At 52.6% G+C, this 26,364-nt stretch carries 22 protein-coding genes; 14 read left to right on the top strand and 8 right to left on the bottom strand.

Going from position 1 to position 26,364, the window contains the following annotated elements; all coding sequences use genetic code 11:
• Nucleotides 1–35 precede the first annotated feature (35 nt).
• The 5 genes from FW415_RS20190 to FW415_RS20170 all read left to right on the top strand — a co-directional run bounded on the left by FW415_RS20190 (nucleotide 36) and on the right by FW415_RS20170 (nucleotide 3,015).
• Nucleotides 36–359 carry a helix-turn-helix transcriptional regulator gene (locus FW415_RS20190; RefSeq protein ID WP_148388641.1) on the top strand — a complete coding sequence of 108 codons (324 nt, stop codon included), beginning with the start codon at nucleotides 36–38 and terminating at the stop codon, nucleotides 357–359.
• Nucleotides 360–365: 6 nt separating this feature from the next.
• Complete coding sequence (locus FW415_RS20185) at nucleotides 366–833, top strand: SRPBCC domain-containing protein (RefSeq protein WP_148388639.1); 468 nt, start codon at nucleotides 366–368, stop codon at nucleotides 831–833.
• Between the two features lie 12 nt (nucleotides 834–845).
• A complete protein-coding gene (locus FW415_RS20180) occupies nucleotides 846–1,436 on the top strand; it encodes a YdeI family protein (protein ID WP_371417009.1) in 591 nt (196 codons plus the stop codon).
• A gap of 39 nt (nucleotides 1,437–1,475) precedes the next feature.
• Complete coding sequence (locus FW415_RS20175; protein WP_246858818.1) at nucleotides 1,476–1,865, top strand: DoxX family protein; 390 nt, start codon at nucleotides 1,476–1,478, stop codon at nucleotides 1,863–1,865.
• Nucleotides 1,866–1,938: 73 nt separating this feature from the next.
• Nucleotides 1,939–3,015 (top strand): erythromycin esterase family protein, encoded by a 1,077-nt coding sequence (locus tag FW415_RS20170; protein WP_148388635.1) that lies wholly within the window; start codon nucleotides 1,939–1,941, stop codon nucleotides 3,013–3,015.
• Nucleotides 3,016–3,135: 120 nt separating this feature from the next.
• On the opposite strand, the gene FW415_RS20165 is transcribed toward FW415_RS20170, so the two are convergent.
• Nucleotides 3,136–3,948: a DUF1080 domain-containing protein gene (locus tag FW415_RS20165; protein WP_148388633.1), complete on the bottom strand. Its 813-nt coding sequence runs from the start codon at nucleotides 3,946–3,948 to the stop codon at nucleotides 3,136–3,138.
• Between the two features lie 89 nt (nucleotides 3,949–4,037).
• Nucleotides 4,038–5,231: a DEAD/DEAH box helicase gene (locus FW415_RS20160; RefSeq protein WP_210420747.1), complete on the bottom strand. Its 1,194-nt coding sequence runs from the start codon at nucleotides 5,229–5,231 to the stop codon at nucleotides 4,038–4,040.
• 97 nt (nucleotides 5,232–5,328) lie between these two features.
• On the opposite strand from FW415_RS20160, the gene FW415_RS20155 reads away from it, so the two are divergent.
• Entirely contained in the window at nucleotides 5,329–6,141 is an 813-nt protein-coding gene (locus FW415_RS20155; protein ID WP_371417064.1) for an ABC transporter permease, read from the top strand.
• Between the two features lie 34 nt (nucleotides 6,142–6,175).
• On the opposite strand, the gene FW415_RS20150 is transcribed toward FW415_RS20155, so the two are convergent.
• The 4 genes from FW415_RS20150 to FW415_RS20135 all read right to left on the bottom strand — a co-directional run bounded on the left by FW415_RS20150 (nucleotide 6,176) and on the right by FW415_RS20135 (nucleotide 12,236).
• Nucleotides 6,176–7,207 (bottom strand): winged helix DNA-binding domain-containing protein, encoded by a 1,032-nt coding sequence (locus tag FW415_RS20150; protein WP_148388629.1) that lies wholly within the window; start codon nucleotides 7,205–7,207, stop codon nucleotides 6,176–6,178.
• A gap of 142 nt (nucleotides 7,208–7,349) precedes the next feature.
• Nucleotides 7,350–8,936 (bottom strand): FMN-binding glutamate synthase family protein, encoded by a 1,587-nt coding sequence (locus FW415_RS20145; RefSeq protein ID WP_148388627.1) that lies wholly within the window; start codon nucleotides 8,934–8,936, stop codon nucleotides 7,350–7,352.
• A 54-nt stretch (nucleotides 8,937–8,990) separates the two neighbouring features.
• Nucleotides 8,991–10,907 carry a PAS domain S-box protein gene (locus tag FW415_RS20140; protein WP_148388625.1) on the bottom strand — a complete coding sequence of 639 codons (1,917 nt, stop codon included), beginning with the start codon at nucleotides 10,905–10,907 and terminating at the stop codon, nucleotides 8,991–8,993.
• A gap of 90 nt (nucleotides 10,908–10,997) precedes the next feature.
• On the bottom strand, nucleotides 10,998–12,236 hold the full coding sequence (locus FW415_RS20135) for an NAD(P)/FAD-dependent oxidoreductase (protein ID WP_246858817.1): 1,239 nt from the start codon (nucleotides 12,234–12,236) through the stop codon (nucleotides 10,998–11,000).
• A gap of 520 nt (nucleotides 12,237–12,756) precedes the next feature.
• Between FW415_RS20135 and FW415_RS20130 the strand changes: the two genes are divergently transcribed.
• The 7 genes from FW415_RS20130 (at nucleotide 12,757) to FW415_RS20100 (ending at nucleotide 22,596) form a co-directional block, all read left to right on the top strand.
• Nucleotides 12,757–13,329: an RNA polymerase sigma factor gene (locus tag FW415_RS20130; RefSeq protein WP_148388622.1), complete on the top strand. Its 573-nt coding sequence runs from the start codon at nucleotides 12,757–12,759 to the stop codon at nucleotides 13,327–13,329.
• A gap of 77 nt (nucleotides 13,330–13,406) precedes the next feature.
• Nucleotides 13,407–14,492 (top strand): FecR family protein, encoded by a 1,086-nt coding sequence (locus FW415_RS20125; RefSeq protein WP_148388620.1) that lies wholly within the window; start codon nucleotides 13,407–13,409, stop codon nucleotides 14,490–14,492.
• Nucleotides 14,493–14,621: 129 nt separating this feature from the next.
• Nucleotides 14,622–15,998, top strand: coding sequence for a DUF6242 domain-containing protein (locus FW415_RS20120; protein ID WP_148388619.1), 1,377 nt, complete (start codon nucleotides 14,622–14,624; stop codon nucleotides 15,996–15,998).
• 11 nt (nucleotides 15,999–16,009) lie between these two features.
• Complete coding sequence (locus tag FW415_RS20115; protein ID WP_148388617.1) at nucleotides 16,010–19,126, top strand: TonB-dependent receptor; 3,117 nt, start codon at nucleotides 16,010–16,012, stop codon at nucleotides 19,124–19,126.
• Entirely contained in the window at nucleotides 19,123–20,541 is a 1,419-nt protein-coding gene (locus FW415_RS20110; protein ID WP_148388615.1) for a RagB/SusD family nutrient uptake outer membrane protein, read from the top strand. Before FW415_RS20115 ends, FW415_RS20110 begins: the two co-directional genes overlap by 4 nt.
• Before the next feature lie 12 nt (nucleotides 20,542–20,553).
• On the top strand, nucleotides 20,554–21,372 hold the full coding sequence (locus tag FW415_RS20105) for a thioredoxin family protein (RefSeq protein ID WP_148388613.1): 819 nt from the start codon (nucleotides 20,554–20,556) through the stop codon (nucleotides 21,370–21,372).
• A 3-nt stretch (nucleotides 21,373–21,375) separates the two neighbouring features.
• Complete coding sequence (locus FW415_RS20100) at nucleotides 21,376–22,596, top strand: thioredoxin family protein (RefSeq protein ID WP_210420746.1); 1,221 nt, start codon at nucleotides 21,376–21,378, stop codon at nucleotides 22,594–22,596.
• 256 nt (nucleotides 22,597–22,852) lie between these two features.
• Here FW415_RS20100 and FW415_RS20095 read toward each other — a convergent pair whose 3' ends face one another.
• Both FW415_RS20095 and FW415_RS20090 read right to left on the bottom strand, forming a co-directional pair.
• Nucleotides 22,853–23,485, bottom strand: coding sequence for a response regulator transcription factor (locus FW415_RS20095; protein ID WP_148388611.1), 633 nt, complete (start codon nucleotides 23,483–23,485; stop codon nucleotides 22,853–22,855).
• Nucleotides 23,486–23,500: 15 nt separating this feature from the next.
• Entirely contained in the window at nucleotides 23,501–25,360 is a 1,860-nt protein-coding gene (locus tag FW415_RS20090; protein WP_168208910.1) for a 7TM diverse intracellular signaling domain-containing protein, read from the bottom strand.
• 127 nt (nucleotides 25,361–25,487) lie between these two features.
• Here FW415_RS20090 and FW415_RS20085 point away from each other — a divergent pair, with 127 nt between their 5' ends.
• Nucleotides 25,488–26,318 (top strand): sensor histidine kinase, encoded by an 831-nt coding sequence (locus FW415_RS20085; RefSeq protein WP_148388607.1) that lies wholly within the window; start codon nucleotides 25,488–25,490, stop codon nucleotides 26,316–26,318.
• Nucleotides 26,319–26,364: the final 46 nt, after the last annotated feature.

Here is a 26,364-nt window from a genome sequence, read left to right as displayed (position 1 = left end):
GACTACGCGTATTTTCGTAGTCAAATAGCTACGCAATGAATCTGAGACGAGATGTTTTTCAGGCTATAGCAGACCCTACAAGGAGGGCCATCCTTCTGCTGGTTGCTTCTCAGGCCATGACAGCAGGGGCAATAGCCGCAAACTTCAACACAGCGAGACCCACGGTGTCCAAACACCTGCAGATACTTACCGAATGCGAATTGCTGGAGCAGGAACAGAACGGCAGGGAGATCTATTATCATTTAAACCCGCAAAAGATGAGGGAAATAGCAGATTTTATCGAGCCGTTCCGGCAATTGTGGGACGACAGGTTCAACAAGCTGGAGGCCATCATGAAAAAATACAAACCCAAAAAATAACCTGATATGGAACGAAAGACCAAGGTCAATGCCGAAGCCGGCAAACAGGAAATAGTGATAACAAGGGAATTCGATCTGCCCCTGGAATTGCTTTTTAAAGCCTATGTGGAGCCTGAGATCGTTGAGCAGTGGATGGGCACCAAAGTGCTGAAACTGGAAAATAAAAAGCACGGCAGCTGGCGGTTTGAAACAAGCGACGCCCACGGCAATGTGGTGTTTCAGGCAAATGGCGTGATCCATGAATTTATTCCGGACCGGAAGATCACCCGTACGTTTGAAATGGAGAATACTGCTTTTGCCGTTCAGCTGGAGTTCCTGGAATTCGAGAAGCTCACGGACGATACCAGCAGGCTCAATATGCATATCGTTTTCAGGTCGGTCGAATACAGGGACCAATTACTGCAAATGCCTTTTGCGCAGGGCCTGAATATGGCGCATAACCGTTTGCAGGACATTGCAGGGCAATTAAAATAATACAACATGACAATGAGCAGCATTAATCCGAAGGTTGATTTTTACTTCCATAAAGCCGGCAAGTGGCAGGAGGAGTATGACAAATTGAGAATGCTTGTGCTGGACTGCGGACTCACGGAGGAACTGAAATGGGGCGTTCCCTGTTATACCTCCGGGAAGAAGAACATCGTGCTGATACACGGATTCAAAGATTATTGTGCCCTGCTGTTTTTCAAGGGAGCGCTGTTGAATGATGCCCATGGCATCCTGATACAGCAGACGGAAAATGTGCAGGCCGCCCGGCAGATCCGGTTCACGAATACGCGGGAGATCGTCCGCATGACGCCTGTGCTGAAAGCCTACATTCATGAAGCCATTGAAGTGGAGAACGCCGGATTGAAAGTAAAACTGAAAGAGCCTGCAGCATTCCCGGTCCCGGAAGAGTTTCAGCATAAGCTGGATGCCTTGCCGGCGTTGAAAGCTGCTTTTGAGGCACTGACACCCGGACGGCAAAGGGCCTATCTTCTTCATTTTGCAGCTCCCAAACAGTCCGGGACCCGGGAGTCGAGGATTGAAAAAAGCATGCAGCATATCCTCAACGGAAAAGGATTGAACGACCAGTAAAAATCATCGTTTTTAACGCACACCAAAATCATTGGAACAATGAATATTTCAAAAAGGAACAAGATCATCTATTGGATCGCTACTCTCTGGCTTGCATTGGGAATGGTATCCACCGGCATCGTACAGTTACTGAAAGTGGAAGAGGAGGCAGCGGTCTTCACCGGTTTGGGCTATCCCCTTTATTTGCTGACGATACTGGGCATCTGGAAGCTCCTGGGCGTTGTGGCTGTGCTCGTGCCTAAATTCCCCTTGCTGAAGGAATGGGCGTACGCAGGTTTTTTTATCGCGATGTCCGGTGCGATATTTTCGCATATTGCCGTTGGCAATCCCGTAAAAGATACCCTTCCTCCCTTGCTGCTCCTGGTCCTGACAGTGCTTTCATGGTATTTCAGGCCGGCGGACAGAAGGGTTGCTCCCGTTACCCCGTAAATGTCGTCCGCTTTATTATATTGTAAAAATATACTATGTTTGACCGGGCATTTACCTGCCCGGTTCCTTGTATATGAAAATACACCTGATCGCCTGCGCGCTCTGTCTGCTATCTTCCCGGTTATCCGCACAATCCCGTTGCGCGGCGACGCTTGTTCCCGGTAGCAACGGCATGGTGTACCATGCCGGGCATATGGAAGCCTTGCCGGGCTTTGAGCAGGCTTCTGCTTACTTTTATGGAGAAACGCATAATGCTGATTTTGAGCCGGCCTGGAAGTTTCATTTCATCCGCCATTTGCACGAACGTTACGAGGTACGGGATGTGTTCATGGAGATCGGTCATGCTGCGGCTTTTCTTTACAATCAATATTTGCTGACGGGAGATACTTCACTCATAAAGGGACTGGTGTACACGGAATTTTATTACCGTGAATTCTGGCAGGATCTTTATACGTACAATCTCGGCCTGCCGGAGCAGGAGCGGTTGATCATTCATGGTATTGATTTTGAGAGGCCGGAGGCTATCAGGGTGTTGACGATGTTGCGCGGTCAGGCCGTGGTGCCGGCTGTGCTGGAACCTGTTTTTACACAAATGGAGCAAGGGGAGCTGCTGCCTGATTTCAGCAGGGCATTCCGGGAATTGTGGGCGCAGATCAGGATGACGTTTATGGAACATGACGATGCTGTTAAAGCGTTGTATAAAGGGAACTATGACATCGTACAGCGTATTATCCGCAATGATTGTCCCGTTACGGCGCGTGCCATACCCAGGAACGCGGCGATGTTCGCCAGTCTTTCGGCTGCGCTGAAGGTTAACGGGATCAGGCGGTTCGCGGGTTTTTTCGGGCAGGCGCATACCACTTACAGCTCCCGCAGTTCGCTGCCTAACCAGCTGCGGAAGATGCCGGGCTTTACGGGTAAGGTGCTGACTTTCGGCACCGTGTACAAGGATGCTTATGCCCAGGGCGGCAGGAATAAACTGATATCCTATACCGGAATGTTCCGCAAAAGCTTGCTGCGGGTGTTGTATCACCGGTTCATGGTGGAAGGTTGCCGTGCGGTAGTGGTGCCCGCGGCGGATATCGGGCATAAAAGAATGTCCGCCACCGCGGATCATATCCTGTTCGGCAGGGATGTTATGGTGCGGTAGCTGCCTTCAACAAAAGGGACATGATCGTTGTGATCCGCCTTCCGGCAGGGATGTTATGGTGCGGTAGCAGCCTTCGGTGAAAGGTACATGATCGCTATGATCCGCCTGCCGGCAAGGATGTTATGGTGCGGTAACTGCCTTCGGTGAAAGGTCCATGATCTCTATCCGCCTGAAATCAATAGGCTGGCCTTCGCTTTGGAGGGCTATGAATCCGGACGACAGCAATTTCCCGTCTGTCTTGATGGCGGGATCATAATTATTCACCACCGGCCCGCCGATCTGCGGCCGGGAATATTGCAGCACGGTATCTCCGTTGATGATATGGGTGATCAGCGAATCGCCCAGTACAATCAGTTCCGCTTTTACCCACTGTTCCCCTTCATAGGTTTTGGAAGAAGAGTTGATGCAATGCCTTGGGTCCAGCTTGCCCTGGTACACGATATGGGTGCCGGGGGAACACATGTTGCCGGTGGGTCGTGGCTGTCCGTCACCAAGACCGGCGAGGAACTGCATCTCTACGGAAATGGGCCAGTCCTGCTCCCTGGGCATGGTGCGCGGATCCTGCGAGTGGTACATCACACCACTGTTCAGGATGGTATAGGAAGGTGCTGTTTTGCACCATTCCCCTACGAAACGGTATTCCATTTTCAGATGGTAATGAGAGAACGGCTGCTTGTAGTAAAGATGGCCGTACTGTTCGTTGAAATCGCCGTACTGGTCGTACCGCACCTGTATGATGCTGTCTTTCACCCGGAAGGTATTGCCGAAGTTCTCACCGGTCTCGTGGTGGTGGATCTTCACGATCCAGTCGTTGATATCTGTACCATTAAAAAGCGGCACCCATTTGGGTTCTTCCTGCGCGGCAGCGCAACCGGAGCAGCATATGGCCAGCAGGAGCGCGGGCAGGGCGAACGGGAATCTTTTGCGGATCATTCCGTTAAAATAGCGTTTTGCTGCACAAAAAGGAAGTGCTTATTTCTTTTTCTTTTTCCGTTTGTTTTCTTTCAGGCCTTTTCTCATGCTCATCGATCAGGAGCTGCCAGTTGTCGTTGGGGATATCTTCGGAGAAGCTGATGGTTTCGCGGTAGTCGTTCTTGTCGATCTTCATCACCTGTATCTCCTTGCCCAGGTAAGCCTGGATGGCTTCCAGCACGGGCTTTTCCTCCGTGCTGCAGAAGGATACGGCCTGTCCTTTCTGTACGCCTCTGCCGGTACGGCCCCACGCGATGCACGTAGTTTTCCGGTTCGTCCGGCAGGTCGTAGTTGACCACATAATCCACATTCGGGATATCGATGCCGCGGGCATTCACGTCTGTCGTGATCAATACTTTGATATCGCCCTTTTTGAATTCATTCATCACGGAAAGCCGGTCGTCCTGTTCTTTGCCGCCATGCATGGTCAGTGTAGGGATGTCTACCCGTTGCATAGCGCTGTGCACGCGTTCGGCGCGGACTTTCGTGCGTACGAATACCAGTATTTTGTTCTCCGGGAACTCTTTGACCAGTCTCTCCAGGAAAAAACGTTTGTCATCCATCTCCACATAAGCTACCGAATGGCTGACGTTCCTGGACACAGGGTCTTCCGGCGAAATCTGTATGCGGATGGGGTTGCGAACGATAGAGTAGGCGATCTCCTTGATCTCCGTGTCGATGGTAGCGGAGAAAAAGAGGGTCTGGTGCTGGCGGGGAAGATGTTTGATCACATCGCGGATGTCCCGTATAAAACCGAGGTCAAGCATATGGTCCGCCTCGTCAAGGATAAGGGTGCGCAAATGGCTGAGGTCCAGATGCCCCTGGCTGATCAGGTCGAACATGCGGCCGGGGGTGGCGATCAGTACATCCACACCTTTTTCCAGTTTTTTGATCTGGGCTTCCTGTTCCACGCCGCCAAAAAGGCCCATGATATCTACTTTGGTGTATTTGCCCAGTTTTTTGAACACTTCCGCGATCTGGATCGCCAGCTCCCGGGTAGGCACCATTACGAGGCATTTTACTTCTCCTTTGGTACGGGAGCGGCGCTGCTGATGCAGCAGATGGAGTACGGGAATGGCAAAGGCAGCGGTCTTGCCCGTTCCCGTTTGTGCGATCGCCAGCACATCATCCCCCTTCAGGATGGAAGGGATGGCTTTATACTGAATATCGGTCGGCCTTTTGAATCCCAGTTCTTCCAGGCTGCGTTTGATCTCTTCGGAAATGCGGTATTGCTCAAATTTCATGTCGCTGCTTTAACGGCACAAAGGTAGAGAAATGCCTTTGATTATGGTGTATGGGCGATAATGCCGATGCAGGCGCAGCAACCCGGAGAACTTTGATATCTATTACAAGGCCGGTGATGATCGTTACCTGTCCACCTTCGGCCTGCAACTGGTGGCCGGGCGCAATATGCATCCTTCGGATACCGGGCGGGAATTCCTGCTCAATGAAACAGCGCTGCGGAAACTTGACGAGCCGGCCGCAGCAGATGCGATCGGCAGGCCGGTCCGCATCAACGGAAGGCAGGGCACTGTGGTGGGCGTTGTCAGGGATTTTCATCACCGGTCGTTCCACGATGCCATTACGCCGCTTTGCATCGTTACCGGTATCAACTGGTACGGCAGATGCGCGATCAGGATCAACGCGGCACGGCTGAAGCCCGCTTTGGCATCTATCGAAAGCACCTGGAACAGCATCTTCCCGGATCATCTTTATAAATATGATTTCCTGGACGACAGGATCGCCCGTTTTTACAAGGCAGATCATATGCTGCTGAAGCTTGTGCAGGCTTTTGCTGTCATTGCCATCATTATTGGTTGCCTTGGGTTATATGGACTGGTATCCTTCATTGCCGAGCAGAAGAACAAGGAAGTAGGTATCCGCAAAGTGCTGGGCGCGAGTTTGCGGAGCATTCTGTGGCTGTTCGGCCGGGAGTTTGCCGGGTTGCTGCTCATCGCTTTTGTATTAGCGGCGCCATTGGCGTGGCGGGCGATGAGCAACTGGCTGGAAGGCTTTGCTTACCGGGTGGAGATTGGCGCCGGGGTGTTCGCGTTGTCGGTGTTGATCATGTTGCTGGTGGCGCTGGTGTCCGTCGGGTACAAATCGGTAAAGGCTGCGCTGATGGACCCGGTAGGGTCTTTGCGGGCGGAGTGAGCGGTATTATGCGGAGAGGAGCGGTTTGATGCGGTCAAATTCCTCCCTGAAACGCCAGGTACCTTTGCACTGCCTTCTCCAGCGCCTTTTGTCTGGCTTCGCTTAATACTGTAAAAGGCGTCACCGTAATTCCATTCCCGGGCGCTTTCTTCCAGCTGCCGGCGATCCTGCCGTCCAGTACAAAGCAATGGTCGAATACGCTGTTGGCATTTTCTGCCGGCATCAACGCTTCCCGGTCTTTATAGCTCATGCCGTATTCGTCGTAATCCGGCATAATGAAGTTGGCGTTCTTTAATTTTTTATCCGGATCAATGGGCAGGTAAATATAATCGCGGCCGTTGATGTTTTCCCGGATGAAATTTGCCGGCAGTTGCATGGCCCCTTCCTGCGCATCTTTCACCGTGAGGCCGGACCAGTACGCAAAGTCCTGCACGGTGGCCGGTCCGCGGGAGGTAAAATATCTACTCGCGAAGCCTGCCAGCGCTTCTTCAGCAGCAAGCTGTTTTACTGGTGGCACACGTTCTTCCAGCAGGGCGTAGGTGAACTGTTTTCCGCTGCGGGGCCCGCTGCAGATCAGCCCTTCCAGTTCCGCATGCATCATAATGCCCGATAGTCTGACTCCTTCAGCTTTGATCTTCCCTTTTTGCAGGGCCTCCTGTAAAACGGAACGGGTGGCAAACCTGCCGCCTTCCAGTGTTTTTGAGATGATCGTATGGGCTTTGCGGAAAATGCCCGCATCCAGCTCTGTTTGCCTGTAGTAATAGGCATTGATCTGCTGAACGCGCGGTGCAGTCAGCTGCAGCAGCCAGCGGATATCGCCGGGCGATACAAAATGCCAGGTGGGCCGCATCAGGTGCGTGCGGAGTATCCGGCCTTGGTTGAAGGCATTTTCCACATCCGCATCCTTTAGTCCCGGTATGCGCAAACCGATGGCCCATTTGGCCTGCGCATATTCCTGGGACTGCATGGCGATGAGCCATGAAACGATCTCTTCCGGCTTCGTGAAACGGGTGGCTGCGATCTGCTGATGGTAAAGGCGGTGCAGCAGTATGTCTCTGGGTTTCATCTGTCATCTAATTTTCAGGGGTCAGATGGAATGTTATTTCATCTGTCATCTAACTTTTTACGGGCCAGATGGAATGTTATTTCATCTGTCATCTAATTTTCAGGGGGCAGATGGAATATTATTTCATCTGTCATTTAATTTTTTAATACCATTTGTCCGCACTCGCCATCTCGTAATCCTGCTTATATTTTTCCGGTATCTTGTTGATCAGCAAACAGCCTGTTTCAAGTGAAGGAAAAATATCCTCGAACGTTCTGACCTCGTTCATGAAAACGCGGCGATAGATATGCGAACGGGTGAGCTTTTTATAGTCATCGATCCCGGCCGCGCCCATCAGCTCTACAAAGGTGCGCAGGGTATCTTCGTGATAATTGGCGATACGCTGCTTCTTGTCGGCCACTACCAGCCCTATGGTCAGCGCGGGATCCTGGGTGGCTACACCGGTCGGGCATTTATTGGAATTGCATTGCAGGGCCTGAATGCATCCCAGGGCCATCATCATGGCACGGGCGCTGTTGCAGGCATCCGCGCCAAGTGCAACGGCTCTCAGCATGTGGAACCCGCTGAGTATCTTCCCGGAGGCAATGAGCCTGATGTGGTGACGGATATTGAAGCCTGTAAGCATATTGTGAACGAAAGCCAGCCCGTCCAGCAGGGGAGCGCCAACGTGATTGGAGAATTCCTGCGGCGCGGCGCCGGTACCGCCTTCGCCACCATCAATAGTGATGAAGTCGGGGTACAGGTCCAGCTCCATCATCGCCTTGCAGATACCGATGAACTCGCTTTTCCTGCCGATGCAGAGCTTGAAGCCTACGGGTTTGCCGCCGGACAATTCCCGCATCTGCTGCAGGAACTGCACCAGCTCTTTCGGATTGTTGAATGCACTGTGAAAAGGTGGGGAATAAACGGTGGTATTGGGTTTCACGTGCCGTATGGCGGCGATCTCCGGCGTGTTTTTCTTTGCCGGCAGAATGCCGCCATGCCCCGGCTTTGCGCCCTGGGACAGTTTCAGCTCTATCATTTTCACCTGCGGGAGGGAGGCGGTTTTGGTGAATACCGCCGGGGAAAAGTTCCCGTCATCGTCCCGGCAGCCGAAATAGCCGGTGCCCACCTGCCAGATGATATCGCCGTTGTGCCGGAGATGGTATGGACTGATGCCGCCTTCCCCGGTATTGTGGGCGAATCCGCCGATCTTTGCGCCGGCATTCAACGCCTCGATGGCATTGCTGCTGAGCGAGCCAAAGCTCATGGCGGATACGTTGAAGATACTGGCGGAGTAGGGTTGTGTACAATCTTTGTTCCCGATCATCACCCGGGGGTTATGATCGAGCTTGTGGAAATCCTTGGGAGAAATGGAATGGCTCATCCATTCATAGCCTTCTTCATATACATCCAGCTGGGTGCCGAACGGCATGGTATCCATTTCCTGCTTGGCGCGCTGGTAGATAGTAGACCGGTCTATCCGGTTGATGGGGCGGCCATCGATATCCGATTCTACAAAATATTGGTACATTTTGGGCCGTAATGCTTCCATCCAGTAACGCATCCGGCCGAAAACGGGATAAGTGCGCATGATGGAGTGCTTCGTCTGCATCATATCATTGATCCCCATAATAAAAAGTGCTGCAATCATTGCCAGTACAACATACCACCAGGGACTAGCGTACCATCCCAGGAGGCTTGCGCCAATGATCCCTGTCAGCGCACTGATGATAAATCCTTTACGCATGGCTAACTTATTTTTGACCAATGGCAAATGTAGGCAATAAAGTCTTACTGCTGTTTAGAACAAGGGATCATTTTGCCGCAGCTCCACTTCGTAGATCCGGTTGCATTTATCCGCCATTTCATGCAGCATGGTATCCATTTCGTTGGTCAGGCGTTCTATGTACGCGATGAGGCGTTCGTTTTCGGGGTTGGAAAGATCGGCTTTATCCATCAGGGCAATGACGCCCAGCATGGAGGCAACCGGTTTGCGCAGCCGGTGGGAACTGATGTACGCCACTTCCATCAGCAGCTTGTTCTTTTCTTCCAGCTGCTGCACGAACTTTTTCTTTTCGGTGATATTGGTCTGTATAATAATGAGGTGCTCTATTTTGCCGGAGGCATCCACTACCGGCGTAATGTCCATTAATACCCAATACGGCTCCCCGTCGCTGGTATAGTTGAGTATTTCCACAACACAAGGCTGGGAAGTACTGAGTTTTTCCTGTATCTCCTGCAGGGTGCGCGGGTTGGTTCCCGGGCCATGCAGAAAGCTGCTGGGTTGTTTCCCCCTGACTTCTTCCAATGTATAACCGGTAAGGTCTTCGAAGCTTTTATTGACCCATTCGATGTGTGCTTCCGGGTCTGAAATGATAACGGGATTGTGCGTCATGCTGGCGATCAGGGAGAGTTTCCGGATCTCTTCCTGTTGCTGTACCTTGTCTTCCACATCCTGCAAAGCGCCGATCAGCCGGTAAGGCTCTCCTTTTTCATTATAAAGAATATAACCACGGCTGATCACATGCCGGTATTCGCCTTTTACTCCCAGCATGCGGTATTCCCCTTGCCAGCGGGACTGTTTTTTATATACCGCTTCTCCCACGCTGCGCATCATGATCTCCCTGTCCTCCGGATGTATCCGGTCCTGCCAGTAGGAAACGTCCGCTTCGAGGCCTGCGAATCCGTAATATTGCTGCATTTTTTCGTTCCAGGAGATCTTGTTCGATGCCAGATCATAGTCCCAGATCGCATCATTGGTAGCCAGCGAGATCAGGTCATACCGTTCCAATGCTTTCTTCAGGGCTATCTCGTGACGTTTTCTTTCTGTTATATTCTGCGCGAGGCAAGCCACCCCCGTGATCCTGTCCTTATGAAGGATCGGCTCAAAGGATATCTCGGCAAACTGCCAGTCCTCGTCCTTGTCTTCCATCCGGTATTCGAACAGCTGTTTTTCGCCGGCCAGGCACTTTTCGTAATACATCCGCCAGTAGTCGCTGGGCTCGCTGATGCCCTCGAACAGGCCGGAGTGGCGCCGGAAGGTATCGTTGAAGGCGATGAGTTCCAGTCGCGTGCTCACCGCCCATACCATGTTGTGGGTACTGTTGATCATGGTTTTCAGCAGCTGCTCCTGTTTCTTCAACGCGTCATCGGCCAGGTACTGACCGGTAATATCAAATATGGTGACCACTTCGGCGGGCTCCTTTTCGTAAGTAGTGGCAAATGCTTCCACCCGTACGTACATCAGGTTGCCGTCCTTTTTATAATGTTGCCAATTTCCCGAGGTAATGGGGCTGTTCCCCTGTTTTTGCTGGTTACCCCGGATCTTTGGAATATCCTCAGGAGGGCGGATGTCCAGGATCGTCATTTGAAGAAATTCCTCGCGGCTGTAGCCATACAGCAGTATGGCCGCATCATTCACTTCCAGGAACCGGAATGTCTTTTTGGAGAATATCCACATCGGCTGCGGGTTTTCCCGGAACATTCTCATATACGCCTTTTGCGAAAGTTCCAGCCGCGCGATATTCCTTCTGATCAATCCATATAAAAGGAAACTGGACAATAATATGTATAAAATGCCCTTGAAATGCTGGCCCAGCCATAAGGAAGACAGTTGCCAGGGAAGTTGTATCAGCAAAGTATCTGTGACCAGTATCCAGAGGATGCCACAAATCGCGTAGATAATAACAGTTGTAAGCGGTGTAATCGGTTTAAACATGGAACGGTTTTTCTGGCCAAGCCAAAAGCCATTCCTGAATATAAATAATTTCGCGGAGGAGAGAAAAAAAAGACAGCATTATCGCAGTTTTTAATTCCTGTTCAACAGCAGTTTAAGATAAAAAGCAGGACGCGTCAGTTTTTTCCGGAGATCCAGTTCGTAGAACATGCAGGCCATCAATTCACGCAGCTGTTTGTTGCCCATGCCCAGTTTTAAAAGGTAGTTGAAAAGCCAGGGGCGGCGCACAAGTTTTTGCAGCCGGCTGCTCAGTTTCAGTTCCGGGCCGAGTTTATGATAGATCATCTCATCGTACGCTTTGAGCTGCGCCGCAGAGAAATTATTGGCCAGGATGGCCTGCTGCGCCTGTTCCGCGGCATACCGGCCGGAATACAGGGCATTGCCGATGCCTTCCCCCGTGAACGGATCGATAAGATGGCCCGCATCTCCGGCCAGCATGTACCGTTCGCCGGACAACCCTCTTTTTTTGCTGCCCAATGGCAACCCATAGCCATCTATGCTGCCGCATAGTTCCGCGTCTTTGAAACGCTCTTTCAATACGGGGTCTGTCGCGATAGTTTCCAGCAGCAGTTTTTTCAGGTTGAGTTTTTTCTTCCGGGCTATTTCGCTGAGTATGCCGATGCCTACGTTGGCTTCGCCTCCGGGGAGGGGGAATATCCAGAAGTATCCGGGCAGCAGGGAACGCAGGAAATGCAGCTCGATGTATCCGTTCTCATCCAGGCCGCTGACATTTTTGTAGTAGGAGCGGAGGCCTGCGCAGTAGTGACTGGCTTCCATGTGGATGCCGGCCACGTCTTTGGTAAACCCGGAGTGTGCGCCGTTGGCCACGATCAGGAGCTGTGCCTTTATCCGGAAACCGCTTTTTGAATCGGCGATCAGGTATCCGTCTTCCTGCAAGGTATATTGATCCACAGCCTGTCCCTGTATCAGTTCAATATGGCTGCATCGTTTCATTTCCTCTACCAGGAAATTATCGAAGTCCATCCGCTTGCATACGAGGCCCGGTGCCAGACCATCGTCTTTCACGCGGTAGGGGATGTTCAGGGAAGCCCGGTTGGAGGCCACGAAGGTAACGCCCCAGCTGTCCGTTTTCGCCTGCATCTCCCGGAGCCTTCCGGTGATGGCCGGATCAATACGGTCCAGCAGTGTTATCACCTTGCCGCTGAGCCCGTCGCCGCAGACCTTGTCCCGGGGAAATACCGCCTTGTCCACTACGGTACAGGCAATGCCGTATTGATGTAATTGTAATGCGGCCGCTGCTCCGGCAGGGCCCGCGCCGATGATGCAGACGGCGGTATGTTTGATGTTCATGATTCCGGTATTAGGCAATTGATCGCGGCAAGTTAGGCATTTGCAGACAGGTTTTTTTGTTCATCAGTAAAAAAAGAGTTGCAACGCACATCGGCAGCACCTGAACAGTTATTGCGCTATCGCTGCCAGCTATCCAAAAAATCCGGCCAGATACCAAATACCGGTTTTATAAGAGAAAAATGCATAGCATCTTTGTGTCATCAAAAGAGATTTATCAAACGCTCCTCATCCATTTGTATCCCCAAAATAGTCCATTCAACACCCCAAAAGCATCCGTTCCGAACCCCAAAAGAGGAGCACAATTGAATGACCAGGGGGCTGTATCTGTCTTGATACAGCCCTGTTTTTATTTCCGCTGTCCCGGCGGCAGGAGCGTTTTGGATTGCTCCTGTCCGGCCTTTCCCTGATCCGGGCTGCAACGGAATATCCCGGGAGTGCGCCGGATCTCTCCCGGCATTGTATCACACCGTCTTATTCCCTATCTTTACCGCACTACCGGATCACAATCACGTATCAGCCAATGAACGAACAGGCGCTTGTGCAGCAACTCATTTCGGGCGATCCCGCAGCCTTCCGTACGCTTTACGAGCGGTACGCCCCGCGCCTCGCAGCTTTTACCATAAAATTCCAGGCCAGCAGCGCGGAAACGGACGAGATCGTTCAGGAAACATTTATCCGTACCTGGGTGCATCGCCAACGTATCGACCCGTCACTGCCTTTCGAAGCCTATATCATTACCATCGCCAAAAATCTCATTTACAACCATTTGCGTAAAACAGGCCACCGGCAGAACTATCTCCGGGAAGTCAGCCTGCAGTCCGGCCTCCGGCAGGAAGACCCGGCAGTGCAGATAAGGGAATTGCAGGAACTGATCGGCAAGGCTATGCAGCAACTGCCGGAAAAATGCCGGATGGTGTTCCGCAAAAGCCGGCTGGAAGGATATACCAATGCACAGATAGCGGAAGAAATGGATATTTCCCGCAGCACGGTGGAAAACCAGCTGAATAAAGCATTGAAGATCATACGAAAGAACCTGGAAAGTCATGGTTACGGCGGTGCACTGGTAACCATCGCGCTCATCATTTTCAAATAATTTTTAAAACCCCGTAGGTGCAAAGGCATATTCAAGTGTATGCTATATGTACCGGCAGAAAATCTAAAACAGCATTTGTGGAAAAGGACCTCCTGAAGCGGTATTTTGAAAACACCGCCTCGTCTGAAGAAATACAAAAGGTGAATTCCTGGCTGGCCGATACTTCCAAACGGCCCGAAATACTGGCATGGATCGAATCGTACTGGAAAGAGGAACGGATGGAAACGGCGCCGGTACCGGCATTTGAAGAGATGTTCGGCAAGGCGCTGGCCGTGGAAAAGCAGACCGGCAAAGTAGTGGCCATGAAAAAGAACAGGCGGGTATGGATGTACGCAGCGGCCGCCAGTATAGCTTTCTTTGCCACCGGCATCTGGATGGGGAACTATATGAAAACGCGCTCTTCTGCAGCGGAACATCATAAATGGGTGCTCAGCAGCGCGCAGACAGGCAAGGGACAGCGTACCCAGCTCATGCTGAGCGATGGCTCGGAAGTATTTCTGAATGCGGAATCGGAACTGATGTTCCCTTCTGAGATGACCCTGCATCCCGTTGTATATCTGCAGGGGGAAGCCTATTTCAAGCTGCGGGACAGCTCCAGCTCACTGGTGATCAAGACGAGGGAACTGGTGACCACGGCCAGAGGCTCGCAGATCAATATCTCGGCCTTCCCCACCGATAGTACGGTGACGGTGTCTGTGGAAAAAGGGAAAGCGGAGATCGCGCACAACCAGGAAACCTGGCCGATGCTAAAGATCCGCCCGGTGAAGCAAAAAGATTCGGCCGCTGTTATCACCCGGATCAAAGAAGGAGAGCCGCATCCGCTTATTCAGCTGCGCAAGCCGGTAGTGGTAAAGGAAAAGGAGCTGATGACCTTCAACAAGAACAGCGGCCTTACGGATGTAAGCCTGCATACGGACGATGAAATATATAACTGGAAAGATGGAAAGCTGAGCTTTTATCAGGCCGGCGAAAAAGAAATAATGGACAAGCTGAACCGCTGGTATGGCATGAAGGTGATCTTCACCGTACCGCTGGAAGCGCATGAGACCTATACCGGAGAATTCAAGGATGCAAAGCTGGAGGAAGTGCTGACCGATATCAGCCGGTCCATGCACCTGGAATGCAAGATATACAGCAACGTAGTGTACCTGATCAAGAAATAGGATATCACTATTCCCCGCTCACGTACAGTGAGGCTGCCGCTGTGCAGTTTATGATCACAGAACGCATTTGAAAAAATCGCGGCAAAAGGCCGTGCGGGATACTATTGCCAATAATATCAATCAAATACTATGCGCTTTAACAACATTTTAATCAACCATTATCTGCCCGGTACATTGATGCTGGGCGCATTGCTTTTTTCCGCCTGCAAGAAAGAGGACAAACGCAGCAACCTTTCCGGGATCACCGAATTCAGCATTCCTTCCACGGGAGTGGACTTTACAGTGGACCAGACCACGCTGAAGATCTCGAATGCGGACAGCCTTCCATTTGAATCCGATGTATCCGCACTGACGGCCAGCTTTACCGCTGTAGCCGGAGCAACCGTGAAGATCGGTTCTGCGGTGCAACAATCCGGGACTACGGTGAACGACTACACGAATCCTGTAGTGTACACGGTAGTGGCGGAAGACGGGGTGACCACCCGTCAGTACACGGTACAGGTGAACGTAGCGAAGCTGGACCCGAAAACCGTGTCCTGGCAGCGTTCCGGAGAAGCCGGGTTCGGTTCCTTCCATGATGTGCAGGCCGGGTTCTTCAACGGCAAATTCTATGCGGTCAATTCCACGCTCGGTTCCTTCAACGCCTTCACGTTCGGCGTATTCGAATCTGCTGACGGTGTAGCCTGGACGCGTCTGAAAGCAGCGGACAATAACAACGATTCCATCCCGATGGCGGAGCATGGCAAGCTGGTCACCGGTTTCAATAATAAGATGTGGATGCTGGGAGGTCTGCTCCCGGGTACTGCCATGGCTTTCAGCGCCGTGACCAATAAAGTGTGGAGCTCGGCGGACGGGGTTACCTGGACGGTTTCCGCACCTGCTGACCCGGCAGACCGCTGGAGCATACGGGAACGTATCAACGCAGTTGTATTCAACAACAAGATGTGGGTGATCGGCGGCAGCGGGTATCCTGCATTCGGTAATACCAATTCCAACGGTACAGCCTATAACGACGTATGGAATACTACCGATGGCGCAACATGGACGAAAATAACCGATGCTGCAGACTTCCTTCCCCGCTCCAATCCTGCTGTTTTTGTGTATAAAGACAAGATCTGGCTCATCGGCGGTATCGATAACGGCAGAAATTACCTGAACGATGTCTGGAACAGCGCCGATGGCCTGAACTGGACGCAGGTGACCACCGCCAGCGATTTTACGGCAAGGCAGGGCCACCGCGTGGTAGCGCATAACGGTCAGTTGCTGCTCATTGGCGGCGAAACGGCAGACGGCACACAGGCTGATCTCTGGGTATCAGAAGATGATGGTGTGAACTGGACGAAAATAGAAGCCGGAGATGTTCGCGCACTGCCCGGTAACTTCCCCGCCCGCGCACATTTCAGCGTTTTTGTGAACGAGAATGTGATCTGGCTGATGGGCGGTCTGATGAAGAACGGCAATCAGCATGTGATCGTTAGCGATATCTGGAAGGGCGGTCTTAACTAAAACAGGGAGATATGCGAAATACACTGTTGCTGGCCCTGTTCCTTCTTGGCGGAAGTCAGGCGCTCCAGGCACAAAGCGATACGTCCATGCGAAAGATCGATGGTACGGTGAAATCCGCCAAAGACGGCGTTGCTGTGCCTTTTGCCACGATCAAGGTGAAAGGTGCTTCAAGAGGCACCATCACGGACGAGAACGGCAAATTCCAGATACTGGCCAAACCTACGGATACGCTGGTGCTTTCCGCCGTGGGGTTCCACAAGCTGGAATCCGCCTGTAAGGCATCGTTGCTGACACTGGCCCTGCCGGTAGACCAGCGTACGTTCAGTGAAGTGATGATCATCGGTTACGGCAACGAACGTAAACGCAATATCACCGGCTCCATTGCATCCATCGATGCCAAAGAACTCGCCAAATCCCCCGCGCTGTCATTCGACAATGCCATTATCGGCAAAGCGGCAGGGGTGAACATTATATCCAGCTCCGGCGTGCCGGGGTCTGCTACTGGTATTACCATCCGGGGTCTGAGCTCGCTCAACCCGGATGGAAACCAACCACTCATCGTGATCGATGGCATTCCGGTGTATGGTTCGGGCAGAGATGTGAACAACCGGAATTTTAACAACTCCACCGCACCGGTAGTCGGCCTGGGCGGTACATCCGTATCGGACAACTATACGCCCACGCAGGATTTCGAGAACAACCCGCTGTCCGCCCTTAACCCGGCGGATATCGAGTCCATCGAAATACTGAAGGATGCCTATGCCACCGCTATTTATGGTTCCAGGGCTTCCGCCGGCGTGATACTGGTAACCACAAAGAGAGGGAAAAAAGGATCGGAATCTTTTAACGTGAGAATGATGACGGGCACCATACAGCCCATCGGGAAATACAAACTGCTGAACGGTCCCCAATACAACGAGGTATATAACAAGTACTACCGGGAACTGGGGCAGAGCTATACATTCAGCGAACAGGGAAATACGGATTGGGTGGATGAGGTTACCCGTACGGCTATCTCGCAGCAGGTGGATGCTTCCATGTCCGCCGGCGGCGAAAAGGCGCAGTATTACATCAGCGGGTCCTACACCAGCCAGCCTTCCTATGTGATCAATAATGATTACAAACGGTACAGCGGCCGCGTGAACCTGACTTACCGCCCTTCTCCGCTTTTCACGGCGGGCGTCAGCATGTCCATGAGCTTTGCGGACAACTCCTCCATGAACGCCATGCAGATCTACCGCGCCGCCTTGCAGAAAGCGCCTAACCTGCCCGTTTTCAACGCAGACGGCAGCTATAATTACGGTCGCGGTACGAATCCTTTCGGGAGTATGGATGTGAACCCTGTTGCAGATGCACGGCTTAACACCAATACGTTGAAAACCTCGGAAGGCCTGGGGAATATCTACCTGGAACTGAAGCCGCTGCAATGGCTCACCCTGCGCTCCGAATTCGGTACGCAGCTGAGCAACGGGGATGCCTATACGCGCCGCGTGAAACGGCCCAGCGGGTTTGGGGACGATGCCGTCAGCTCCGTGAACCAGAACCGGAAGATCGTTGCCAATAATACGATCAGTGTGCTGCACACCACCGGCGATCATTATATCAACGCCGTGGCAGGCCAGAGCTATGAGCATTCCACCGAATCGCTGACCTCACTTGGCGGGTACGGTTTCTTCAATGATGCCATCAAAAGCATCGCTGCGGCCAACAGCAAATATGTAAAAGCATCGCTTACCCAGCAATGGGCGCTCAGTTCCTACTTCGGAAGATTGAACTATGAGTTCAGGGACAAATACCTGGCGGGCGTCACTTACCGCCTGGATGGTTCTTCCCGGTTCTCACGGAACCGCAGGTATGTAGGATTCCCCTCTTTCTCCGCCGGATGGCGGCTTTCCGAAGAGGCGTTCCTCAGCGGCCGGAAGTGGCTGGACGATCTGAAACTGCGCGGTAGCATCGGTTTTACGGGTAATAACAATTCTACTTCCTACTACGGCAGCCAGGGGCAATACCAGCTGAACAGCGATAACCTCAGCTATGCGGGTACGCCCATTCTGCAAACCATGCAGCCGGACAACCCTAACCTGAAGTGGGAAAGAACAAGGTCTATCGACATCGGGCTGGATGCCACCGTATGGGATAACCGCATCAACATCACGCTGGACTATTATCACCGCCGCATCCGGGACATGGTCCTCTCCTCCGCCATTCCCCTCTACCAGGGCTGGGTCTCGCAACCGCAGAACATCGGGGATATGATGAATGCCGGGCTTGAGCTGACGGTGAAAGCGGAGATCATCCGGCGGAAAGACCTGGTGTGGTCCACCAATTTCAATATCTCCCGCAACACCAACAAGATACTGCGCCTGAATTTCAGCGGCGATGAAGTGGGCCTGGCGAATGACGCCTTCAAGTACATGAAGGCAGGGGAGCCTGCCGCACAATTCTTTTTGTATGACTGGCGCGGTGTGGACCCGATGTCCGGCAACCCCCAGTGGAGCGACAACAAGGGCAATATCAGTTTTACCCCTCCCGCATCCCTGTTCTCCGTTGTGGAGGATGTGAACGATTTCAGGAGAACTTACGGGTCCAGCCTGCCGGATTTCTACGGCGGTATGGGGCACACCCTCAGCTGGCGCAACTGGGAGCTGGATGCATTCTTTTCTTTCTCCGTAGGCAACAAGATGATCAACGGCTCCAGGGCTACATTGCTGACTTACGTGACGGAAGATGCCTACAACCTCAGCACCGAAATACTCAATTACTGGCTGGTGCCCGGGCATGAAACGGATATTCCAAAGCTGGTGAACCCGTCCGTTACCACTTCCCCGGGAAGCTCAAGTATCCGGGATTTCACAACCAGCAGAACGAACAGCCGTTTCCTGGAAGATGCTTCCTACCTGCGTCTGCGCACCCTGCGGCTGTCTTACAACATCATTCCGCGGAAACTGAAAGTATTGCGTTCTCTGCAGCTGTTCGCAACCGGCACCAACCTGTTCACCCTTACCGGTTATTCCGGGTTGGACCCGGAGGTGAATGCCTTCGGATCATCCGCCATCCGGTCGGGTTACGATGAACTGACCATGCCGCAAACAAAAACCTTTCAATTCGGAATCAATGTAGGATTATGAGAAAGTTGTTTATCATATCGATAGTATGCTTCTTCGGTTGCAACCGGCAACTGGACCTGGCGCCCGAAAATACGCTGACGGACCGGGAAGTGTTCAGAACGGAAGCCGGTACGGAACAGGCGCTGGCGGAAGCTTACTTCAGCCTGCTCAGGGCAGTGACCGGCAATATTGCATATGTCTATGGCGATTTTACGACCGGTAACCTGCATCACAGCGCTTATTACGAGATCTACGCCATCGGGGAAAGCACACCGGATGATGAAGTGATCGCCAGTATGTGGACGGCCTACTTCAAAGCCATCAACCTGGCCAATAACGTGATCGCCAACATTCCGGAATATGCCGCTTATGCCGTGGATATACAGGACCCGCTGATCGCAGAAGCCCGGTTTATCCGCGCCTATGCTTACCTGGACCTACTGAAATTCTTCGGCGACGGCGCATTGAGCGGCCGGATGGATGGATTGGGACTGCCTTTGCAGCTTACCCCTTTCAAGGGATACAATACCGGCGAGGTGATCCCCAGGTCCACCAACGGCCAGGTGTTTGCGCAGATCATCAAAGACCTGGAGGAAAGCATCCCTTTCCTGAAGAACAACCAGCCCGGCGATCTCCGTACCCGCTCCCGGGCCACCAAAGGCGGCGCAAGGGCTTTGCTGGCCAGAACATACCTCTACATGGGCAACCGGGAAGCTGCAGCGGCGGCAGCGCGGCAGGTACTGGAACAGGTGCCGGCCATTTATGAGCTGACACCTTCACTGACCGCGCTTTTCCCTGCCAATCCCGGCGGCACAGCCCAAACGCTCACCAAAGAATATGTACTGGCATTTCCCGTCAGCCATATGGTCAGCTCTTCCACCAGCACCAACAACAACCTGGGGAACGGGTATTATTTCAAACGGTCTTTCTGGATCAACAGCACATTCATCCAGTCTTTTGAGCCGGACGATAAACGCGTGAGCGAGTTGATGTACAAAGGAGACCAGATATATAATCCCGATCATTTCAATGAGCTGACCACATTCAAATTCAACAATCCGAATGGCCGGGACAATGTGCCGCTGATCCGGCTGGCGGAGGTGATGCTGACCGCCGCGGAAGGGATCGCCGCTTCGGAAGGGGTGACCCAGGAAGCGGTCACACTCCTGAACAACGTGCGCAATCGCGCGGTGCCGGGCGCTACGCCTTATACGATCAACGATTTCGCCAGCCCGGAAGCGCTGATCGATACCATTCTGCAGCAGCGGCGATGGGAACTGGCATTCGAAGGGCAGCTCCGCTACGATCTGATCCGTACCGGCAGTCCGCTGCGGTCGCCGGATGTGCCGGAAGACCGGAAGGTATTGCCAGTGCCGCAGGTAGAAATTGATATTTCCAATGGATTGATCCAGCAGAATACAGGCTATAAAAATTAAAAACCAATTGATATGTACGCAGTAAGAGGAATGATTAAAACGATAGCGGCAGCTATGTTCACGTTATGTTGTTCGGTAACCTATGCACAACAATCCGTTCAGTTTGAAGACCTGAGTTTTGAAGCAGCAGTGGCAAAAGCCAAAACCACCGGCAAGCTGGTTTTTGTGGATGTCCGGGGCATGAACGTTCAGCAGGTAATGAAAGACGTGGAAACACAGGTGTTTACCCAGGATTCCGTAGCCGGTTTCTTTAACAGCAATTGCATCAACATCAGGGTGAACATGAACTCTGAAGAAGGAAAGAAATTCGCGCCGCACCTGGCCATGCTCATGTATCCGGTGTACGTGTTCTTTGACAAGGATACCACGCAGATCGATTATGTGAGCGCAGGCATGGTGGCCAAAGATCATTCCCTGCTGATGGGAAAGGCCAGGAAAGCATTGTCCGAAGCGCAGATGCGCGCCACCAACACCCGCGCCATCACCTTTACCAAAGGCTCCTGGAAAGAACTGCTTGCCAAAGCAAAGAAAGAGAACAAGCTCATTTTCCTGGATGCTTATACGACCTGGTGCCGCCCCTGCATCATGATGGCCAAAAACGTATTTACCCTGAATGACGTAGCGGACTACTATAACCAGCATTTCATCAACGTGAGCATGGATATGGAAAAAGGCGACGGGCCCGCGATCGCGAAGAAATACAAGATCAAGGCCTATCCTGATTTCCTGTTTGTTGACGGTGATGGCAAACTGGCCCATCGCAGCAGCGGATACCAGGAAGCGCCGGAGTTTATCGCAACTGGAAAAGAAGCCAACCAAAACAAAAAATAACTTATGAGACAATATACCTTGATATTTTGCCTGCTGCTCGGCATGAGCTTTCCCGCAAAGAGCCAGATATCCTTCAAGGATAGCAGCTGGACCTGGAAAGCCATGCTGGCGGAAGCAAAGGCGCAGAACAAACTCATCTTCATGGACGCCTATGCCGTATGGTGCGGCCCCTGCAAATGGATGACGAAGAACGTTTTCGGCGTACCTGAAGTGGGGCAGCTCTATAACCGCAACTTCGTCAATGCCTACATCGATATGGAAAGGGGAGAAGGTGTTGCGCTGCGCAAACAATACAACGTCCGTTACTATCCTACCTATCTGTTCATCAATGGCGATGGCGAGGTGGTGCATAAAGTAGTGGGACAAACGGATACCACCAGCTTTATCCAGCACGGGCTGGATGCGATCAGCCCGACGCGCAACCTGCTGTATTTAAGTCGCCATGCCGGTGACAATACAACCGGTTATCTCAAGGCGCTGAAAAACGCCTATGACCTTACGGAAGCCGGCAAAGTGGCGCTTGCCAGCCTGGAGGCGCAACCGCCATCCACCTGGATAGAAGCGGCCAACTGGGAGCTGATCAACGATTATGTGAAAGATGCTTCCTCCGCACCTTTCCTGTATGTTGTGGAAAACGAAAAGACCTTTGGGGAACGCTATGGACAGGACGAGGTAGCGCAGAAACTCTACAGCACTTTCCTGGCCTGGCCCATTAACTATGTTTCCTATCCTGAGCAGGGCAAGACCTTGCTGGATGAAAAAGGTTTTTCAGATTTTATGGCGAAGCTGGAAAAAAGCAGCTATGCAAAGAAAGACGAGATCAGGGCCAAGTCACAGCTGACCATACACTATGCGCTGCGCGACTGGAACAAATACGCAGCCGTGGTGAACCGCATGCTGTCGGCCAAACTCATCCCGATGAATATTCAAGGGGGGGACTGGCTATATGGTTATGCGCAAAACATTCAGCGTTTTGCTGCGGAGAATAAGAAGGCCGTGAAAGCGGCTACGGCCTGGGCCAAATTACTGACAACGGATATTCCCGGGCTGAATGCCAACCAGAAAGTATTGTACCTGGACCTGTATGCCACACTGCTGGAGCAGAAAGGGGATCATGATCTGGCCGTGGACGTCCGCAAGAACCTGGATAAGGAAAAGCTGGAAGCCGCCAAGTCCGGCCGCCCTTTCCAGATGCTTGTAAAGCCGGCTGCCCCCGGCAAATAACTGATTACTATCCTGTGAAAACTATAGGGCTGTCCATACTCCCGCGGGCAGTCCTTTTTTATTCATCGAAGCGGCCATTCCGGATAAAGCGGGAATGAGGAAATGTTCTTATTATACCGGTCAGGAGATCAGGCCTCTCATATAAGCCTCTTTCACCAGTCCCGCCGTGTTTTTTACCTCCAGCTTCTGGGAGCTGCCTGAGGGTATCCGCATCGTTCGCCGGCCCCATTACCCTTTTGACGCAGGCGTTTTGGCATCACAGTATCCCGTGCTGCTTGGCAAAGTTCAGCAGCCCCGCGGTATTCTTCACTTCCAGTTTCCGCAGGATGTTCTTGCGGTGGGTGTTGACGGTGAATTCGCTGATCGACAGCTGATGGCCGATCTCTTTGCTCGTCAGTTCACTGCCCACCATTTTGATGATCTCTACTTCACGGCGTGTGAGCTGGTATTTTTTCATGAATTCGTCAATGAAATAGGCCGGAGGAGCGGTATCCGGATGGGTCAGCTCTTCAAAGCATTCTTCTCCGGCAAGCACGGCCCGGATAGCGCTTTTTAATGTCAGCGCCGGGGCATTTTTCAGGAGATAGCCGTTGGCGCCCAGCCGGCGCACCTCGGCCTGCAGCTGTGGCTGGTTATAATTGGTCAGCACCAGTACTTTGGTGTGCGGATGCTGTCTTTTAAGCAATTCCAGCGTCTTGATGCCATCGATATGCGGCATGTTCAGGTCCAGCAGCACAATGTCCACCGGCGCTTCGGCCAACCTGTCCAGCAACTGGCGGCCGTCGTTGACCGGCGGCAATATTTCCCACTCATCGGGTTCCTGCAGTACGGCAATCAGTCCATCGATCAGTAACTGGTGGTCATCGGCAATAATCAAACTGTGCGGCATAATACAAACGCGGGTTTAGTGCTGTTCTGTCAATGTTTTTCCCGGTAAAGGGATCTCGATATTGGTCATGGTTCCCTGTTGCGGCTGGCTGTCAATATCCATGCGGCCCTGCAGGTAATCTACTTTCGCGCGTACGCTGCGGAGAAGGCCGGGCCCGGCCTGGGCAGGATCAAAACCCCTGCCGTTGTCCTCCACCATGATCGTGCAGCTTTCTTCCAGCTCCACCAGCTGTATCAATACATTGGAGGCATCGGCATGTTTGATGATATTCTGCAGCAGCTCCTGTATGATACGGTAAATGGTATGCTGGTAATTCGATGGATAGGACTGTTCGTTCCGGAAGCCGATCAGCACGAGTTCTATCCTGACCCTGCCGGAGGAATTGGCGATCTGCACCATGTCGCTGATGGCATGCAGCAGCCCGTATTTTTCAATGGCTACGGGAGTCAGCTGGTGGCTGATATTGCGGATGGTCTGGCTGATGGTCATCAGCAAACCGGAAGCCTGTTCCAGCTTTTCCCCGTTAGCCGGTCCGCCGTTCCTGGCTGCGCCAAGATGCAGGGAAGTGAGGGAGAGCATGGAGCCGATCTCATCGTGCAGCTTGTCTGCCAGCGCTTTCCGCTGTTCCGCTTCTACCGTGATGATGGTATCCGTCAATGCTTTTTGCTGTTCATGCATCTGCACCAGTACGGCTTCCTTTTCTTTTCGGTAGAAGTTGAAACGTGCGGCCAGCCCGAAGGTGATGATGATCATTTCCAGCACTACCCCGGTGAATATGCCGAAGTGCGCGAAAAATTCCGGCAGCTTCACAGAGCCGAGGTGATAGAGGCTTTCCAGTGTCACAAAAACGAGTAACACGAGGGTGGCCACGAGGTAAATGAGTGCAGGAGTATTTCCTTTCCTGATCTGCTGCACGAGCGCGGCGGCAATGAAAAGTACCGCGATCAGGGTGAACACGGGAATGCTGCTTTGCAGGCTCATGCTGTATTCCCCGAACACCCTGTAATCCATCGGCCAGAGGATCAGCAGCAGGATAACACCCCAGATGACCTGGAATACCCGCATGACCTTTCTGATACGGCTATTTTTATCCAGCCCGATGAACGCGCTTAAAAACTGTACCCCGATGATGAGGTTGGCGGTGGCAAAAGCGAGCCTGGACCGGCTGGGGAAATAGTAGGAGTCCGGCCAGAGGAAGTGGAACCCCAGCCCCTTGTTGGCCCATATCCAGCCCAGCATGTTCAGCACATACAAGGCATACCAGCCATATACCGGCTCGCGGGTGGTCAGGAAAAGGAAGATGCCGAACAGCACGATCAGCAGGATGATACCGGTCAGGATGCCGTTCATCAGCGCTTCTTCGGAACGGTTGTCCTGCAGCTCCTGCCGGGTTACGATCTTCAGCGGTGCCTGCAGGGATTCGAATGCCTTGTCCACTTTCAGCAGGTGCAAGGGCGCGCGGGGCTGCAGCGGGAAGGCAAAGGTGTTATAGATGACCGGCCGCTGGCGGAAAGGGTGAAAATCGCCCGTTACGGCCAGGGAATCCGCATGACCATCCGTTACGGCATACCATTCAAGATGATTGATATGCGCATTGTCCGCCACGAGGATCAGCGCTTCCTGTTGCGGGGGCATTTCCAGCGCTACCCAGTAAACGGATGTGGTGAAGCCGGGATTAAGGTAAGGCGGGTCCAGCGGGGAGAACCTGCCGGTATGGTATGCTTCCAGTGCTTCGCTGACGGTAGCTGCGCGGCTGCTGTCTTCCCATACGAGGAATGTGCGGGCAGCCCCGTCCGTATGCTGCGGGTGATCCGGCTGCGCCGGGACCGCGGTAAATATAAAAAGGAACAGCACTGAAAGAAGGTATCCAGGCATAGGTATGGCCAATGTCTTTAAGCTGTCAAGATACATATAATCAGACAGATGTGCATTCGTTAAGCCAAATTATGTTTCCATTAAGTGAACGGCTGTATTCCTGACGTTTTGGGGATATTTGGCCTATATGCGCATCGTAAGGATTGTTTGCCCGGCAGGCTGTATTGCACTGCTGCTATTGGTAAAGAGGGTCCGGGCTGAATCATTACAACAGGAAGTGCCGGGGTATCTTGTGCCGTTGGGGGGGATTGTTTTATGCCTGCTGCTGGCGGCGGTTGCAGGGTGCTTTTTCCGGTACCGGCGGCTGGCCCGGCGGGCGCGGGAGCAGCAGGAAGAAATAGAGCAGCTGAACCAGCTGCTGAAGCTGAAGATACTGCAGGCCCGGCTGAACCCGCATTTCCTGTTCAATTCCCTCAATGCCTTGCAGTATTTTATCGCGAAAGACGATAAACGTACATCCCTGCAATATATCGGACAGTTTTCGGGCTTTCTGCGGAAAGTGATCGCTTTCGGGGACGAGGTGTTCATTCGCCTGAAAGATGAAAGTGAGTTGATCGCGGCCTATCTTCGCCTCGAACAATACCGCTTTCCGGGCCGTTTTGAATTTGATGTGGAACTGGATGAAGAAGTGGAGCAAACCGGCGTTCCGCCACTGATCACCCATACCTTGCTGGAAGATGCCTTGTACCGCGGAGTGCTGAACCTGGACCAATCCGTGACCGGCCGCATTCATATCAGGCTTTTTGGTACGGAGGAAGGGATTCAGATCGAGGTGACGGACAACGGCGGCAACCGCCCGCAATCGCTGCGGCAGGAGCAGATGAAAGGGATCTATGATAACCGGGAAGACCTGCTGGGCAGACGGATACAGATCTTCAACAAGCAGCACGACCGCAAGATCAGCCGCCACCTGGAATCCGGGGAGGAGGGGAACAGGGCCGTACTGGTCATTACCTGAATATATTCACCTGTTTTAATATTTTTGTCCAAACCTCAAACAAGCA

Source organism: Chitinophaga sp. XS-30, from assembly GCF_008086345.1.
Lineage (GTDB): Bacteria > Bacteroidota > Bacteroidia > Chitinophagales > Chitinophagaceae > Chitinophaga.
The sequence above is the reverse complement of the archived record's forward strand: the minus strand, read 5'-3'. Positions and strand labels throughout refer to the sequence as shown.